The sequence below is a fragment of the Chryseosolibacter indicum genome (assembly GCF_018598585.1).
Lineage (GTDB): Bacteria > Bacteroidota > Bacteroidia > Cytophagales > Cyclobacteriaceae > Chryseosolibacter > Chryseosolibacter indicus.
Map to the genome: position 1 here is coordinate 160,060 of NZ_JAHESD010000001.1, position 16,478 is coordinate 176,537.

12 protein-coding genes are annotated in these 16,478 nt (G+C 39.5%); 7 read left to right on the plus strand and 5 right to left on the minus strand.

The window, feature by feature from the left end; genetic code table 11:
* Positions 1–58 precede the first annotated feature (58 nt).
* Positions 59–2,476 (minus strand): translocation and assembly module lipoprotein TamL, encoded by a 2,418-nt coding sequence (gene tamL, locus KK060_RS00635; protein WP_254151464.1) that lies wholly within the window; start codon positions 2,474–2,476, stop codon positions 59–61.
* A complete protein-coding gene (locus KK060_RS00640) occupies positions 2,454–7,481 on the minus strand; it encodes a translocation/assembly module TamB domain-containing protein (protein ID WP_254151465.1) in 5,028 nt (1,675 codons plus the stop codon). The genes tamL and KK060_RS00640 overlap by 23 nt, the downstream gene beginning before the upstream one ends.
* A 208-nt stretch (positions 7,482–7,689) precedes the next feature.
* Between KK060_RS00640 and KK060_RS00645 the strand changes: the two genes are divergently transcribed.
* Genes KK060_RS00645 through KK060_RS00655 form a run of 3 tightly spaced genes read left to right on the plus strand, consistent with a single transcriptional unit; the run spans position 7,690 to position 10,249 of the window.
* Positions 7,690–8,442, plus strand: a complete 753-nt coding sequence (locus KK060_RS00645; RefSeq protein ID WP_254151466.1) for an MlaE family ABC transporter permease — start codon at positions 7,690–7,692, stop codon at positions 8,440–8,442.
* Entirely contained in the window at positions 8,442–9,224 is a 783-nt protein-coding gene (locus tag KK060_RS00650) for an ABC transporter ATP-binding protein (protein ID WP_254151467.1), read from the plus strand. The genes KK060_RS00645 and KK060_RS00650 overlap by 1 nt, the downstream gene beginning before the upstream one ends.
* An 11-nt stretch (positions 9,225–9,235) precedes the next feature.
* Positions 9,236–10,249, plus strand: a complete 1,014-nt coding sequence (locus KK060_RS00655; RefSeq protein WP_254151468.1) for an MlaD family protein — start codon at positions 9,236–9,238, stop codon at positions 10,247–10,249.
* Between the two features lie 856 nt (positions 10,250–11,105).
* On the opposite strand, the gene KK060_RS00660 is transcribed toward KK060_RS00655, so the two are convergent.
* Positions 11,106–12,260, minus strand: coding sequence for an AI-2E family transporter (locus KK060_RS00660; protein WP_254151469.1), 1,155 nt, complete (start codon positions 12,258–12,260; stop codon positions 11,106–11,108).
* A gap of 138 nt (positions 12,261–12,398) precedes the next feature.
* Between KK060_RS00660 and KK060_RS00665 the strand changes: the two genes are divergently transcribed.
* On the plus strand, positions 12,399–13,196 hold the full coding sequence (locus tag KK060_RS00665; protein WP_254151470.1) for a TerC family protein: 798 nt from the start codon (positions 12,399–12,401) through the stop codon (positions 13,194–13,196).
* A 56-nt stretch (positions 13,197–13,252) separates the two neighbouring features.
* On the opposite strand, the gene KK060_RS00670 is transcribed toward KK060_RS00665, so the two are convergent.
* Positions 13,253–13,552 (minus strand): hypothetical protein, encoded by a 300-nt coding sequence (locus tag KK060_RS00670; protein WP_254151471.1) that lies wholly within the window; start codon positions 13,550–13,552, stop codon positions 13,253–13,255.
* A gap of 48 nt (positions 13,553–13,600) precedes the next feature.
* Between KK060_RS00670 and KK060_RS00675 the strand changes: the two genes are divergently transcribed.
* The 3 genes from KK060_RS00675 (at position 13,601) to KK060_RS00685 (ending at position 15,568) form a co-directional block, all read left to right on the plus strand.
* Positions 13,601–14,128: a DUF4142 domain-containing protein gene (locus tag KK060_RS00675; RefSeq protein ID WP_254151472.1), complete on the plus strand. Its 528-nt coding sequence runs from the start codon at positions 13,601–13,603 to the stop codon at positions 14,126–14,128.
* 25 nt (positions 14,129–14,153) lie between these two features.
* Positions 14,154–15,041 (plus strand): SRPBCC family protein, encoded by an 888-nt coding sequence (locus tag KK060_RS00680; RefSeq protein ID WP_254151473.1) that lies wholly within the window; start codon positions 14,154–14,156, stop codon positions 15,039–15,041.
* A gap of 107 nt (positions 15,042–15,148) precedes the next feature.
* Positions 15,149–15,568 carry a PRC-barrel domain-containing protein gene (locus KK060_RS00685; RefSeq protein WP_254151474.1) on the plus strand — a complete coding sequence of 140 codons (420 nt, stop codon included), beginning with the start codon at positions 15,149–15,151 and terminating at the stop codon, positions 15,566–15,568.
* 49 nt (positions 15,569–15,617) lie between these two features.
* On the opposite strand, the gene KK060_RS00690 is transcribed toward KK060_RS00685, so the two are convergent.
* Positions 15,618–16,352, minus strand: coding sequence for an EcsC family protein (locus KK060_RS00690; RefSeq protein WP_254151475.1), 735 nt, complete (start codon positions 16,350–16,352; stop codon positions 15,618–15,620).
* Positions 16,353–16,478 lie beyond the last annotated feature (126 nt).

Here is a 16,478-nt window from a genome sequence, read left to right on the forward strand (position 1 = left end):
ATAATTGTATGCCGACTTGGGAGGAAAACTTTACACACCATAAAAAATCTATGTGAAATTAGAATGGATAACCAATGGCAATATTCAATATAAGGTTATCACCTCTCCATTGGCTGCTTCCAAAGTCGATTTTGTCAAATACCCACCTTTCCCCGGCAGGTTCCCATGGCTTCCGCAACGGGAAGGCTAAGTCAAAACGAAGTACGAAGAAGTTGAAATCAAAACGAAGACCAACACCGGTACCTACTGCCAGTTCATTCAGAAATTGGCTTCTTTTGAATTGCCCTCCCGGCCTGCTAGTATCATTTCTAATTAACCATATATTACCTGCATCTACAAATAGTGCTGTTTTGATTGTTTTGGTAAGATCATATCTGTACTCCACATTACCTTCAATCTTAATATCACCGCGTTGATCAATAAAGAAGTTTCTTACTGTCTCTTCATTTTCACCTTCACCGTCACCTTGTGTTGGTGGGTTTACAATCGTCTCATCGTTTAAAACGTAATAAGTACCAGGACCAATGGTGCGGGCTGGAAATGCCCTTAAGCTTGTTGAGCCTCCAATTGCAAATTGCTTTATGTAAGGCATTGTTACTGAATTTCCATACGCGTACCCAACACCGGCGTTAAGCCTTGTAACGATCATATTCTTTTCGTCCATTTGCCAGTAGTACCGCGCGTCGATTTCACCTCTGGAAAACTGGGAATATGTTGACCCTAGTATTTTTTCACCTTCGTTATTGACGTCCTGCTTGAAATTCTCGCCTTGTAAAGCGTGAATTATATTTCCAGCAAGATCCGCGCGGAATGTGAAAAAGAAATGAGATGGTTCGTAAGTTTGCTCGCGATATTTCTCAGTACGTTCCTGGTTGAGTTGTGTATTTAGCGTATAGACATAGCGTAACCCTGGGATGAATTGATTGTCAAATGATCGACGCAGAAAAGGATTTTTATCTAGTATAGCGTTAAAGTCATCAGAAATACCCGAAGTTTGAACAAAACTTAAATCTATAGGATAGAACTCATGACTTTTGAGTGTATTTTCCCTCCAGGTGTATCCATAAGATAGATTGAAAGAGTTTAAGCTAAAGTAGTTTATACGCTGTTGAATCCGGGTGGCTAATGTTACGTGAGTTGAAGGCAGGTAACGTCTTCCTGCATAGTTAATATTGAAAGGCACAATTAACCGTGGTGCTGATAATTTAGCTTCGCCTCCTAATTCCAATGCATTAAGTGGCGTTTGCTGCTTCCTGCTAATTTGTACTTCATAACCTGACGAAAGTGTAATGTCTAAACGCTCGGACCCACCAAATGCATTTCTATTTGTGAAAGTGACATTTAATCCAGGGCCTACGAAGTTGTTTGATTTAGAAGTAGCCTGAAATTCTGCCCTGATGGATTTTTTTAAAAAAGGAGTGAGGTAAATATTTGCATCAAGCGTGGCGGAGTCTTGTTTAGATTCCAAAAATTTGATGTTTACAAATTTAAAGGCTCCTAACGTCATTAAGTGACTGATCGTATACTCCCGATCTATGGTTCTATAGGTATTTCCTTCTTTGAGGTTAATAACTCTGGTAATTGTATGAGGCCTGAAAATGTGATCACGGTCAAAATAATTGTATCCATCTACTCTCGTTGAGTCAAACCTTAATTGTGTGGTGTCTGAGGTTAGGTTGTAGTTGGGAAATACATTTATCTGTCCGAGTTTATACTTTCTTTTAGCTTTTGCAGGAACACCGCTTTCAAGCATTAGTGTAAGGTCCACTTTATTTCTTCCTACCGTACTATCAGCTTCAAATATCAGGTGCCGGTCGTCAAAATAATAGAAGCCTGCATTTTCCATTGCTTCTTCCAATCTTGTAAGTTCAGCTTGTAAGCGATCGAGGTTATAACGTTGCCTTCGCTTGAGGTAAGAGTCTTTCATTACTGAATCAATATTGGCGAACAACGTATCCATTTTCGGTGTTTCTATTTTTCTTAACCTATAGGGGCGATGCACATAGGCGGTAAAGAGTACTGATCCTTTTTTACCATCTATTTCAGTTTTTGACTCTACCTCTGATTGAAAATAACCATTATTGATAAGATGACCCTTTAATAGGTTAGCCGTTTTTTCAGGGTTTACATCGCTCATGTATACCGGTGCCTGTCCTATTTTATTTTTTATAAAGCGCTTTAAGCCTTTTTTAGGTTCTCCCATTTTGTAGTACACCCATAACGCAGGGCGCATCCCAAATATGGATGTATTTGGTTTTGGATTTACATTATTATATAATAGTTCCTTTATCTTGTTCTGCGCCCTCACTCTTCCTGAAGGAATCAGTTTTACTTCTGACTTCGTGTAGAGTACCTGGTTTTCAGGTACCAGCTTCAATGCGCTGCAACCAGAAAAAAAAACACTGATAATTACATATAATACTGGACTTAGTATATGGGACTTAACAGATACACTACTTCTTATTTTCTTTTTCATTTGCTTTAAACAACTCACTTAATGTATTGTAATCTTTTATATAAATAAGTCCGGCACCTGTTTCAGTCAGCTCTCCATCTACAATATCATAGTTGCTGTTTCTAAAACCTGTGATTCTAATTCGGCCATCATCGGTGAGCATATATTCCAATGCTAAATCACCAATGTAGTCAGAGGCTTTACGATTACTGTTATCGCCTTCTACATCTACATTGCCAGCTACCTTTACTGTCAGTTTATCATTAAGCAGACTTTTTGATAAACCAAGCTCAAGTTCAGTGTTGTTTTCTGCTTGCCCCGAGCTGTAGTCTTCCTGCGATTTTACATCAAAACTCAGTTCTACACCACGGACGTTTTGCGAGAGGCGATTGAGCTGACTGGTTAATATTTTGCTTACGCTGGAGCGCGCAGTACCTTCAAGACCGCCACCGCCAGCTTCACTTTCCAAGGGATTATCAGAAATAAAGCGCTTAAGAATAAGCAGTGCAAATACTTGTTTATTTAAATCTGATTCTCTCGTGTTAACATCCTGAAGTTTAGAGTAAACAACACCATTCAATGCGTTTCTATCCTTCTCAAGCATATCGAGTCGGAAACTAATCTCTGGCTTCAGCAGCTGCCCTTGGATGTTGAGGTAGACTTGAAATGGGAATTTTTGTTTGTACTGATTCATCAGTGTCTGGTTGCCTGCGGGAATCTGCACTGCTACTAAATCAATAGGAGAGGTCTCAACTTCGAAGATGGCACTGAGGTCCATGTCAGCATTTAATGGATCTCCTGTAAAGGTAAGGGTGCTACCTCTTGCTACAGAAAACTCGCGCTTTACAAACTTGTAGAATGAGAGGCTGTACTTTCCTTCTGTTATCTCATATCTGCCCGTTAAATCCATATTACCAGTAGGATCCATTTCCAGTGTCAGCGTTGCATTTCCTTTTAATCCAGAAAGCTGATCTCCCGTGGTTGGATCAATAATAACATTAAAAGTTTCTTTGTCTGTTAATTCAATTTGTGCCGTCAGATTAATTCCTGTGAAAGTAGACTTCACAGTGTCTGCCGGGTTGATTGATTTCATGAAAGGATCGTTACTGAAAGTTTTGTCTTTAAAGCGTACAATACCTTGTTGTTCCATAACACCTGCTTCAGTTTGAGGTACTATGTATGTTAGATTGCTTTCGTCACTTAGTCCTATCCGAACATCAAGATTGGGTTGATCCATATTTCCGCGGATGCGTATTACTGCATCTACATCTATTTTTCCATAGAATAAATCGTTATCCTTTTCAGTAGTATTCAGGAGTCTGAAATTAGTGGAGGTGAAGTCTAAGTTAAAAGCGAAATTTTTATAATCCGTAGTCTGAATCATTCCATCCAATACAGCTGTATTTTTTCTTTCATCCTGTAATTCAAAGCTATCAAAGGAAATTCCCTGAGGGGTTAAACCAATAGTTTCATTTTTCAAGCTAAAGGCAGTTTTTACATAAGTGGAGTAGAAGGACATGTCTCGGAGATTGAGTGATCCATTTATTTTTGGTGCTTGCGGGGTACCTTCAATTTTTATATCACCTGTAAGAAAGCCTTTTAAGTCTTTAAGCTGGCCCATGGTTAAAGGTTCAACAGTTGTAAGGTTGAACCTTTCAATAGTAGTAATAACGTTCATGGACGGCTGATCACCCGTTATATAATACCCATTAGCATTCAGGTTGTTCTCTTTGCTTCTAACACCAAACTTTAAGTCAAACCGCTCAGCGCTTTTTCTTCCAACAGCCAGCGAGATATCTCCCCAGGGTATATTAGCAATGTTAAAGTTCCGTATGCCGACGTCAGCAGTAAAGGTCATGTCGGCTGTATCAGGAACGATGTTAATATCGCCATGAAGTAACCCTGTGATGGTTTTATTTTGTGCTACCATGCTTACAAGGTGTTCGAGATTTAGTTCACGAAAACCTACAAATAGGGTAGAAGCTGCATCCTTTTTAGAGTCGATAATTATTTGTTCTTTTCCTTTTTGTATTATTACATTGTGAGCAAGCAGTTTTGGACCACCAAATTGGAAGTAGTTGTCTTCCGGTACAGACCAATCTGTATAGTTTAGCTTCACCTGGTTAGGAAGTAATTTGAATTGATATTTGTCTTTCAGACTCTGAAAAGTGCCGCCAATCAGGTATTTGGTCTGATCCAATGAATCGAGAATAACAAGATTAGTCAATATTGAATTATTAGCTACCGTGCCATTGAACTCCAGCCCATCAATGCGCATTGAGTCCAGGTTAATTTGATCTACAATAACATTGTAGTTGAGGGCACTGCGATCTGAGTTGGCGCTGATGAGAAAGGACTTCACGCCAATATTTGCGTATTGTATCTTCGAGAAATCAATCTTCATGTCCAGCTGTCTGGCTTCACTATCAAACTCACCGCGTATTTCTCCAGGAACAAATGATGTAAGCTCTGGCAGGAGAACATCGGTAAGCAGCTCTGTTTTTTTGAGCTTTAAATTAAACCTGAAGTTTTGTGGGCCTGAATCTTTCTCTGATTTTTTATCTGCGACAAGCGCTGTATCCTTAAGTGAGTAATAGGTTCCAAAGAATTCCTGCAACACATCACCCATTTCAAAAATGTTAAAGGTACCAGCAAATTTTCCTGAGAGAAGATCGGATTCAATTGCAAGTTCGGAACGTCCTTTCTGGTCGATGGAGGCGAAGAGGAGAGAGTCAATTGCATACAGGGTCTCTCCGTTAAATACGGCTACTTTTCTTAGTCCAAAATTTCCGTTTAATGATTTGAAGTCTGGCGTGGCCATCTTGGTACTTAAAATTCCCCGCGCCTTTAATGGCCTTTCGGCAAGGTTCAACGCTTTAAAGTCGGCGTTTTTTAAGTCGAACGTTATGTTAAATCGCGGAACTTCATTCTTGTAATTAAGATCTGCGGCCAGAACGAAGTCGAGGTTTTTATCCTGAAGTTTTGCCGTGCCGTTGTAGACATTCTGGTTTATCTTGCCATCAACTACAAAGTTTGCGTAGTGGTATCCTTTGAAGTCGAAGCTTTTTACATTTGCTTTTACAGTACCATTCATTTCTTCAGGTGACAAGCCTTGAGCATCGGCATTTGCCTCCAGATTTAGCTTGCCTATAGTTTCTGGTTGTTTAAGAATTTTTCCGACGTTAAGTTCTTTTACGTTCAGGCTTGCGTTATAGCCTCTACTAGCGGAGGCTGAGTCGAGATTTAGTTTGCCTTTAAAATCTATTTCTCCCACGCTGCTGGTAAGTATGGTATTAAAGTTTGACTTAGTCATGGAGCCGGCATAGGTGCCATGAAGATTTATCCATTCGGGAAGATCAATTGAGGATGGTATCAGTGGGTCTGGAAGTATTCTGCCGATATCATTTTTTGTTGTATAGAACTTGTCGAGAAAGATGTCCATCTTTAACTTACCTGCATCAGGAAGCCCTGTAATTGTTCCTTTTGTTCTCAGATAGGTATCAGCGAAAGCTCTTAATGTGAGATGATCTATTTTGATGTTATTAACTGCTCCGTTTACAGAAGCATCTATGAACACTTTTGATGCTGATGTTATTTTTAATGGAAGGCTATCCTTTAGCATTGGGTTAAAGTAGAGAAGGTCTCTTAAGCCTACTGAGGTATTATTAATGTTAGCGTTAATAGTAGCTCGTGGGTAATCGTCTGCTATAGTTTCTAAGGAAGCAAACGTGGCATCGGCATTCATTTCAAATCGACTGTTTCCCGTGAGTAAAAGCAAATCGTTGATAATCACGCCGTCTTCTCTTAGATTAAGTCCTGCCTTGAAACTCTCAATCATAAAACCACTGCGCTCACGAAAGGCGAGGTTATTTAAATCGCATTTCACTTTGGTACCATCAAGGGCAATATCTTCTGCATCTATCTCCAGGCCAGAGATCCAAAGGTGATTGAAATCCATTGCACCCGATGTTTGGCTCTTGGTGAAATCATAGAACTGGATACTGTTTCCTGATAGTTCAAGAGAGCTTAGTGTAACTTTCCATGGCGTGCTTTTTTCGGCTTGCTTTTCACGTGCAGGCTCAGGGTCATACTGATTTTTGGTGTTAACAACAGCAACGGGACGCTGGTGATAAGAGATGAAAGTATTTTCGAGCAGGAAGTTGTCGAGGTCAATTATCTGTCCCTTTAAGTCAACCTTGTCTGTTTCTAATGATGACCGCCCCAGGTCCATTCGAATGAGTTGGCCGAGTGCCTGTTGATGGAAGTTTGCGTGAATGTTTTCAAGGTTTACTTGTCCTACACCTATATCATAAGTAATTGGTTGATTTTCCTCTGCTACTTCCTCAGTAACTTCCGGTTGTTTGGTTTGCAGTACGCTTGCTGTAGTATTTTCAAGATTAATTTCATCTACAACTATTCTCATTCGGTCGAGATCGAACTCATCCATTGAAACTTCGAAGAGCCCAAGGTTGAGATCTGCAATATTACCTGTGAGCAGATCGTGGTACCTGGCTTTGATGTTCTGCAGCGTGATGTCTTCTATGGAGAATTTCCATCCAGGCGCATCTTGTTGTGTCGTATCTGGCACCGATGTAGAGTCGCTTACGAAAGCGTTAAGTATATAAGTAAAGTTGTAGGCGCTGTCGGCTTCGGGTCTGCTTATGTAAGCTTTGGTATTTTCAAGCGTAAGGTCATTAAGTTGAATCTCCTTTCGGGTTAATGCCCAAAGATCAGTATCAATGTCCAACCTACCCATGTATAGGAGTGTATCCCTTTTCTTATCTTCCAGGTATAACCCTTCAACAACAATTGTTTTAGGAAATCTAATGCTTACTTTTTGAAGCGAAACTTCTGTTCCTATTTTCTTTTCCAGAAAAGAAATTGCTTCCTGTGTTATTTTTGTTTGAATTGGTGGAAGCTGAATAAGTAATGTTATCGTTGCAAGTAGTAGTACGATTGAAAAAAATATCCATCCAAAAATCTTAAGAATCTTAACAAAGATTCTTTTTGTGTTGTGCTCCTTCATTGAATGCCCCTCTTGGCTAAATCAACAAAGGTTAATCAAAATCTCATGCCTGATTAATCATGTCGGTAAACAGACATAATCAATCTATTCGGTCAGTGTGTACTAAATTCTACAAGGAGGCTTTCAAACAGTTATATCGTTCCACTAACATGTAACTTACCTGCTGGCACATGAATAGATTCCTAAAGAGCTATTCATTCTAAGTTCGATGGATATAAAAAAAGGTTTAGTACAAGTAGCTGAAGTATCTACTTTTACCAAGAGGGTATTTCGGGATTTTTTCTTCCCCCCGTATGAGGTGAAAGAGATCATCCGGCAATGTTTTATGATGGGAAACAAGTCGTTGTTTCTAATAACGTTTACTTCATTTTTAGTTGGGATTGTTTTTACAAAACAATCAAGGCCCTCACTTGCGTCGTTCGGTGCCGAATCGTGGCTACCGTCGCTCGTTGCTCAAGCTGTAGTGAGATCCCTGGGGCCACTTGTAACAGGATTAATCTGTGCAGGCAAACTTGGATCTAATATAGGAGCGGAGCTTGGGAGTATGCAGGTAACTGAGCAGATTGATGCGATGGAGGTATCTGGTACACGACCTTTCTCTTACCTGGTTGTGAGCCGCATTACTGCTACAACATTGATGCTTCCCCTTCTTGTGGTATATTCGGATATACTTTCGTTGCTGGGATCATTTCTAACAGTGAACATCTATAACAACACGAGCTTCCAACTCTTTTTTAATGAAGTAGCTGTTAATATCACTTATACTGATATTTTCTCTTCTTTAATTAAGTCAGCCTTTTTTGGGTTCGCAATTGGATTAGTCGGATGTTATTCAGGATATCATTCCGATAAAGGTACTACAGGCGTTGGAAAGGCTGCTAATACTTCAGTGGTTGTTTCGATGATGCTGATCTTTGTTATAGACCTGCTGTCCATTCAATTTATAAATCTCTTCCGCTGATGTTAGCAACAAAATCAAATAACGCACCAGCTATTGAGCAATCACGAACGGACAACGTAGTTGTTTCTATTCGTAATTTGAAGAAGGCATTTGGTGACAGAGAAATATTAAACGGTGTTGACCTCGATCTCCACGAGAGTGAGAACCTTGTCATACTTGGCAGATCTGGCACAGGTAAGTCAGTTCTTATCAAGTGCATGGTGGGTTTAATCGTACCGGACTCAGGTCAGATAAACGTGCTTGGCCGTGACGTGTTTACGTTGAGTGCAAGGGAAATGAATGAGCTAAGATTGCAAATCGGCTTTTCATTTCAAGGCAGTGCACTTTACGATGCAATGACAGTAAGAGAAAACCTGGAATTTCCGCTGAAACGTAACCTTGGAATATTTGAAAAGAGAAAGCTTGACGAGATGGTAATGACAGCCCTTGATGATGTTGGACTTGCACATGCGGTCGATCAATGGCCGGCAGAGCTTTCGGGCGGTATGAAGAAGCGGATAGGTATAGCGAGAACACTTATCCTCAAACCTAAGATCATGTTATATGATGAGCCTACGGCAGGATTGGATCCAATAACTTCAATGGAAATTAATGAACTGATACTCTCAGTAAGAGAAAAATATAAGACATCCTCCATTATTATCACACACGATATCAGCAGTGCGAGAACCACTTCAGATAGAATTATCGGACTTATTAATGGTAAAAATAAAATAGAAGGAACATTTGAAGAACTAAAAAATGCAAGGGATCCGGATCTGGAACCATTTTTTAAATATTAAAAGAAATCATTATGGAACGTAAAGAGATAGCGCAGCAAGTTAAAGTAGGAGCTTTTGTTCTGGGCGGACTGGCATTGTTTATAATTTCAGTCTTTTATGTTGGTGCCGAAAATAATATACTAACAAGAACCTTCGATATATCGGCAGTATTTAAAAATGTTGAAGGTTTAAAAGAAGGAGATAATGTGTGGTTCTCTGGCGTAAAGGTTGGAACTGTAACCGATGTTCGTATTATGTCTCCTGGTAAGGTAGTAGTTCGGTTGGCGTTGAAGAACAATCAGCACGAATTTATTTCTAAAGATGCAACTGCCTCTGTAGGATCAGACGGGCTGGTAGGTAACAAAATAGTAGTGATCAGGCCGGGCAATATTAATAACGGTGTGGTTGAAGACGGTGATACCATTAATACACTGTCACCCGCCGATACACAGGAGTTAATAAATATTGCGAAAGATGTAGGTGAAAATACACGTTCCCTTACTTCAGATTTGCAGTTAATTGCAAAACGCGTAAATGATGGCCAGGGTATAATAGGAGAGTTGTTTAAAGACGGAGCACTTGCCAAAGATCTGAGAGATGCAGTTGCAAGCTTGAAGAAGACCGGTGATAATTCAGTAAGGGTTTCTTCTGAACTTAACTCACTATTGGCGGAGTTGCGTACAGGCGATGGTCTGTTGCCAACACTGATTCATGATACCAGCTATGCAGATACATTTACACAAGCTTTAGCAAATGTTAGAGAAGTGAGTAAGAATGCTGAGGTAGTTGCCCAAAACCTTGGAAGCCTCGCCGAAAAAATGAACAACGAAAATAACGCATTAAACGTGTTACTCGGAGATTCTGCTTTTGCCTCTAAATTACAAACCACCATGGTGAATGCAGAGCAGGCTTCTGCGAAGCTTGATCAGAACATGGAAGCACTACAGCACAATTTCCTGCTCAGAGGTTATTTTAGAAAGCAGGAGAAACGCAAAAAGAAAGAAGCTGAGGCTGCATCGTCTGCTTCCTCTAAAGGCGGGGAATAAGTAAGTAATAAATATAATTAAGGTTAGCTTTCTTGCGAGGGCTAACTTTTTATTTACATATCCATTTTATCTAAATTTTAAAGTGCAATTTCCTTTACGATTACCACCTTACTGTGTTCTATCAAGAGAGCCTTTATAACACAGTGTCATACCCGGTGCGCATGTAGCCAGCAATGGCTGCGGCATAGGCATTAGGAACACATAGCTTTTTAGCCTTCTGCCGATAGTAAGCTTTTTTTCTCGGATAGGTAAGTAGTTGTTTAGCAAATCTTGATGCCTCCTTAAACTTAACTCTGGTAGTTTGTTGTGATTCGCTCTGCTTTTTAGGAAAAGATGGTTTTGACGCATGATGGTAGGCTTACCTATTTGCCCTAAACATGATTTTCCCTAAAGAGCCTCGCACCTTCAATAATGGAATTTGTTTCTATTCTAGTCATAGTCCTTTTTTTCGGGAAACTTAACTTACAGTTTTGACAAATAGTGTCAAAAACCAGGCGCTTCAGGATTTTTATTGCAGAGGTATAAGTAAATTGTGTTTAAGGAAATGGTAGCAATAAGTGTTTTAAGTGTTTGTTCCGCATTCTCTCCACTTTTTCTGCTCTTATGCTCCACTTTCTGAAGATAACCAGAATTAAGAAAAAGTACTGTGGAAATGTTAGAAAGACGAGTTGTGCAATGATTGAAATGGATCTTTAAGATATTAAAAGGGTTTTGAGAAAGAGCGTAGAATTCTTATTTTATTGCTTTATGTGGTTATTGATGATTGCTACGATGCCAACGCTTGATTAGCATTTGTTACCTGTTCTAAATAGTAAAATTAACCCTCTTGGAACCTATGTGAGATAAGTTGCGTGTGTTATTTATTGTGTAGTTCCTTCTGCTTGTTGTGCCTTTGTCTTGATCTTTCTTTAGCGCGACTAATTGCTCTTCTCACAGGATTTTTTCGGTCTTCTTCTGCTGTGGTTTCATCCCCAATTAAAAGAGCCCATGGTTTAAGATGGTCAACCCGTTCAAATATCAATTTCATAACCGCAAGTGCTGGTATTGCCAGAAACATGCCTGCGATGCCGGCCAATGCTCCACTGATAACAACACCAAGAATAATGGCTAGGGCATTTAGCTTTACTTTATTGCCTACAATTAATGGCATGAGTATGTTGTTGTCAATCAGCTGAACGCCACTAAGAATTGCAACTACCCATATTGCGTCGACCGGATTTTGAGAAGACATTAGTGTAACGATCATGCAGAAGATGTTTGCTATAAGCATACCGATGTATGGTACAATGTTCAGTATGGCAGAAAGCAGTGCAAGGAATACGGCGTACTTAATACCCAGGATAAAAAATCCGACGGTATTAAGTGCGAATACTATACAAAGCTCGATAAGAAGGCCAGTAATATATTGTTGTGATATTACCTGAGACTCGTGTAGTACGTCACTAACCTTTTCTTTATTTCCATCTTTGAAGATCTCAATCATAAAACGTTTGATCATGTCTTTATGATATAGAATGAGAAAAGTGTATATAGGTAAAAAGATCACATAAGATATTACTTCTGTTAATGTAACAAAAGTTCTACCAATTAACTGAGGGCTCTGTGTCTTCATCTTTTCAGCTGTATCGCTTAAGTATTCTTTCTGCGCACGCATTCCTATATTAAAGTTTTCAAATACCCATTGGTGCGCAGACCAAAGAAGTTGATTAAATCTCTTTTCCATCGCAGGAAAATCTGCAAGGAAGTTTGCAATCTGGGTTGAAAAGAAATAGACGACAATGCCAAGGATGCTTAGCGATACAAGAAGCGATAAAACGATGGAGGGTATTTTGCCTACACCCAATCTTTTAAGGAATTTTGTTATTGGTAGTAGAAGGGTGGCAAGTAGTATGGCAAAGAAGAATGGCATTATAATTCCCTTGGCCAGGTAAATGCCAGCGGCTAAAACTGCGATACTAATAATGGTTAAACCAAATCGTAAGAAGAAGGGTGATTCCTGTGGATCGCTCATAGGATACTCCCGCTAAAAAGATATGCCACCTTGTGTAAATTCATCTACACGGTTTCGGTAGATATTACGGATGTTCTGATTCAATATTCTTGTTTATGTATATGGTATAATCTTTACTCTTATTTAATAAAAACATTTATGGCAGAGCTGTTGACTACCGAGGGAATAGTAAGTCTTTTAACCCTAACGTTCCTTGAAATTGTATTAGGAATAGATAATATCATATTTATTTCAATAACATCAGATCGGCTACCGGAAAAGGATCAAAAGAAGGCACGAACCTTAGGAATATTGCTAGCCTTGTTTGTAAGAGTTGGGTTGCTGATGACAATAAGTTGGATCATCGGTCTTAAAGATCCATTTATTACTTTCGGTGAATTTGAATTAAGCTTCCGTGATCTTATTCTGATTCTTGGCGGTCTATTTCTCTTGGGAAAGAGCTCGTCGGAGATACACGCTAAACTGGAAGGAGAAAATGAAGAGCATAGCTTTTCAAAGAAGCTTACGTTAAATTCAGCAATCATTCAAATTGTACTATTGGATGTGGTATTCTCTTTTGATTCGATTTTAACGGCTGTTGGGCTGGTAGATAGCATTGTAATTATGGTTATAGCAATTGTTATAGCCTTAGGAGTAATGTTAGCGTTCGCAAATAATATCAGTGCTTTTATCAATAAACATCCAGCGATGAAGTTGCTTGCCATATCTTTTTTAATGATGATAGGTCTTGTACTGGTTGTTGAGGGCTTTCATGTTCATGTACCTAAAGGATACATTTATTTTTCGATGGCTTTTGCTTTAGGTGTTGAGTTTTTGAATATGAAGATCAGGAAACGTCAACAACCTGTAGCGCTTAAGAATCCAACCATGAGAGAAAACATAAAGATATCAGCAGACGATAGGGATCCTGTAAAAAGAAAACATAGAAACAATTAAAACTTAATTACATTATGAAGAATCCATTCTTATTATTATTTGCGATAATGCTATTCTCAATGACAAGTTGTGAAGTTATTGGGGATATATTCGGTGCTGGTTTTTACACAGGCATGTTCGTAGTAGTTGCTGTTATTGTTCTTATTATTTGGCTTGTAGTCAGAATGGGGCGACGTAGGTAGGACGTGCTTTACTTCAGTTCTTGTGTAATTACCTACCCAGGCCTTTCCTTTACCTGAATGTGGCTTTTTTGAAGTTGCTTTGGCAACTTTTTTCTTATCGAGATAAAACGTAATACAACTACATTTCTGTTTACTTGAGCCAAACCATGCCTGACGCTTGCAACAGTTAAGCATACAATTTTAAATGGTTTGCGAAAATAATGTAAAACAAATTTAAATTGTATGAAACTGAAGGGTATGATGATGGTAACGAGCCTTATGGCTCTGTCTTTTTGCTGGGTAGGATGTGATGATGATGACGATGATGACTCACTATCGCAACAAGACAAAACTTTTATTGAACAGGTATCAATGGGGAACAGAGCCGAAATAGAATTAGGCCAGCTTGCCGCTACCAACTCAACAACGGCTGATGTACGCAACTTTGGCTTAAGCATGGCGTCTGAACATCAGACAGCGCAAGATGAGCTACGTGAGCTTGCAGATGATAAAGATGCTACATTTAAAAATGAACTTGATGCAGAGCATCAGGCATTAAAGACCCGCTTATCATCTTTAACTGGTTATCAGTTTGATACTGCTTATATAAACAGCCAGGTTCGCGATCACCAGAAAACGCTCACCATTTTTAACACACAGATAAGTTCAGGAAAAGATCGACAGGTTAAAGATTATGCGAACAAATATCAGCCGCATATTCAAATGCACTTTAATGAAGCCACTGAAATTAAGAATTCATTAGGTCAATAAAATCACTTGAAAACCAACCCTAAAAATGATGGAACCAGGAGTAATGACAGACACAATGGGTGAAAGCGATGTAAGCATGCTTACACCCGCAACAGGATCCAGTAATATTAACGTTGGGTCGACTGAGCGAATTGCCTCTGTACTACTAGGCGCAGCAGCTACTGTATATGGATTAAGAAATCTAGGTTCATTAAGTGGAATTGCTATGACCATAGCAGGAGGGATGCTTGTTTACAGAGGTGCCTCGGGGTACTGTATGATAAACAATGCCATCGGAAGAAACACGGCCAGTAGGAAGACACCAGCAATGGAGGTGAGGGGCACGTTCACTGTCAACAAACCAAGAGCAGAAGTTTACGCTTATTGGAGGCATCTTGAAAATCTGCCTCAGTTCATGAAGCATCTTGAAAATGTTACCGTGAAAGATCAAATTCATTCAACATGGGTAGCGCGTATACCGGGGGGAGTTGGATCAGTAACATGGGAATCTGAAATTACAGAAGACAGACCAGGAGAATTAATAACATGGTCTTCATTACCTGGTTCAACAGTTGATAATGCAGGCGAAGTTCGGTTTCAGGATGCACCCGATAATATGGGCACCGAGATTAGAGTAAAGATCACCTATAGATTGCCAGCAGGAGATGTTGGGACTATTGCCGCAAAATTGTTTAGCCCTGTGGTAGAGAATATGATAAAAGAAGATTTAAGAGGCTTCAAAAGTATTCTTGAAACAGGTGAAGTTCCAACCGTGGTGGACCAGTTGTTGGGCAGCGAGCCTGATAAAAGTAAGGTTAGGAAAACAAAACAATCTCAATCTAAAAAGAGAACAACTGATTATACTACAAGTGACTCACCTATCGACCAAAACACTATTCAGACTTTCGAAAACAATATGTTAGAAAGGGATTGACAGGTTGAGTTAACTAGTATTTCTTAAGAGGGATTGCAACATGCGAATCAGCAAAACAATCCCTTAGAGATATCGCACTTATCAGTAGGGACAAAAAAGGAGGAGTTATGAGTATGTTAGATAAATCATATGAGGTAGATAACCAAACAGGAACGAATCAGGAAGGACCTGATGCCAATCGCCCGTTACGAAGGCTTACTGCAACTTCAATTATAGGCGATAAGATTGAAAATCCCGAAGGAGACGATCTTGGAAGAATTGACAATCTCATGATTAATGTAAGGTCAGGTAAAATAGACTATGTTGTGATAGAGTATGGTTCTTTTCTTGGCTTAGGTGGAAAGCTCTTTGCGATACCATTTAGTGAGCTACGTCCGGCCCCTGGCCGCAACGTTTTCATACTCGATCGCGATGAAGAATATTTGAAAAATTCTCCCGGGTTTGATCAAACACATTGGCCCGACACTAATGACCATACTTATTATGGTGATGTAGATTTATACTGGGGTTATTCTGCAGTTCCTTAACTTCTTTAAGAACATTTTCTTAGGAGGCTGTCTTACCGGGCAGCCTCTTTTATTTTACTTCCTGCATTAACCGGATGCGATAAGCATTCATGGCTGTTGTTCCAAGTTTATCTGTTAGCTTGTGGTTTACAACAGCTCCCACCGCTGCGCCTATTCCCGGCACAAGTTGCAATAGCTTTGCAATATCAATGTAGTCTCGATATTCCTGTTGAAATTTCAACCAATCGAAACCATGAATATCTTCAGGAAGCCGTTTCTCGTATTTTTCCCAATCATTAATTAATTCAAAAACACTATTCCTGTGACTTTGGCTTGAAAAGGTAAGCTCGAAGATGTAAAGGATATAAATCCGCTCTTTGAGATTTCGTACATCATATCCATATAATGAGGCAATTTCGAATAGCATTTTCATTTTCAACGCAAGCCAGATTGGGAAGTCAGCGAGCCCTAACAGAATACCGCCGGCACCTGTTACCGCGCCTTCTGCTGCCGCTGTGTTTCTATAAAATTTTATCCTTTCTAATACCCTTAATTCTCTTTGTTCCAAGGTCCGGTCATTAACCACTTTTGCTGTGGTGAATGTAGCTCCAAAAATAACAGCCCTTGTCATCTGTTTTATAGCAGTAGTAAAAGCATTATGGATTTTTTCGGGTATCAGGCTATTAATTCTGACTTGAATTTTTTTGGCCACGTTTTCTGCAAAGCCTGGAGGCTTTTCCATACGGCATTTCCACATGCTCAATTCAAGTGATGCTTTTTCCTGATATGTCATTTCACGCCCCATCGAAAGAAGTTTAACAATGCGGATGCCAGCAACTTGTAGAAGTTTAGCGTCTTTTAGGCAGCCTTAAAGCTGCTTTGGCCTAAAAGCTGGCAGCCGGAACAGAATTTTATGTTGTATGCGAATTAA

Bases quoted from the DNA above. Each gene is read 5' to 3' on its own strand.
- KK060_RS00645 (WP_254151466.1), top strand. From the start codon at position 7,690: ATGGATATAAAAAAAGGTTTAGTACAAGTAGCTGAAGTATCTACTTTT.
- KK060_RS00655 (WP_254151468.1), top strand. From the start codon at position 9,236: ATGGAACGTAAAGAGATAGCGCAGCAAGTTAAAGTAGGAGCTTTTGTT.
- KK060_RS00690 (WP_254151475.1), bottom strand. From the start codon at position 16,352: ATGGGGCGTGAAATGACATATCAGGAAAAAGCATCACTTGAATTGAGC.
- KK060_RS00685 (WP_254151474.1), top strand. From the start codon at position 15,149: ATGAGTATGTTAGATAAATCATATGAGGTAGATAACCAAACAGGAACG.
- tamL (WP_254151464.1), bottom strand. From the start codon at position 2,476: ATGAAAAAGAAAATAAGAAGTAGTGTATCTGTTAAGTCCCATATACTA.
- KK060_RS00665 (WP_254151470.1), top strand. From the start codon at position 12,399: ATGGCAGAGCTGTTGACTACCGAGGGAATAGTAAGTCTTTTAACCCTA.
- KK060_RS00680 (WP_254151473.1), top strand. From the start codon at position 14,154: ATGATGGAACCAGGAGTAATGACAGACACAATGGGTGAAAGCGATGTA.
- KK060_RS00670 (WP_254151471.1), bottom strand. From the start codon at position 13,552: ATGCTTAACTGTTGCAAGCGTCAGGCATGGTTTGGCTCAAGTAAACAG.
- KK060_RS00675 (WP_254151472.1), top strand. From the start codon at position 13,601: ATGAAACTGAAGGGTATGATGATGGTAACGAGCCTTATGGCTCTGTCT.
- KK060_RS00640 (WP_254151465.1), bottom strand. From the start codon at position 7,481: ATGAAGGAGCACAACACAAAAAGAATCTTTGTTAAGATTCTTAAGATT.
- KK060_RS00660 (WP_254151469.1), bottom strand. From the start codon at position 12,260: ATGAGCGATCCACAGGAATCACCCTTCTTCTTACGATTTGGTTTAACC.
- KK060_RS00650 (WP_254151467.1), top strand. From the start codon at position 8,442: ATGTTAGCAACAAAATCAAATAACGCACCAGCTATTGAGCAATCACGA.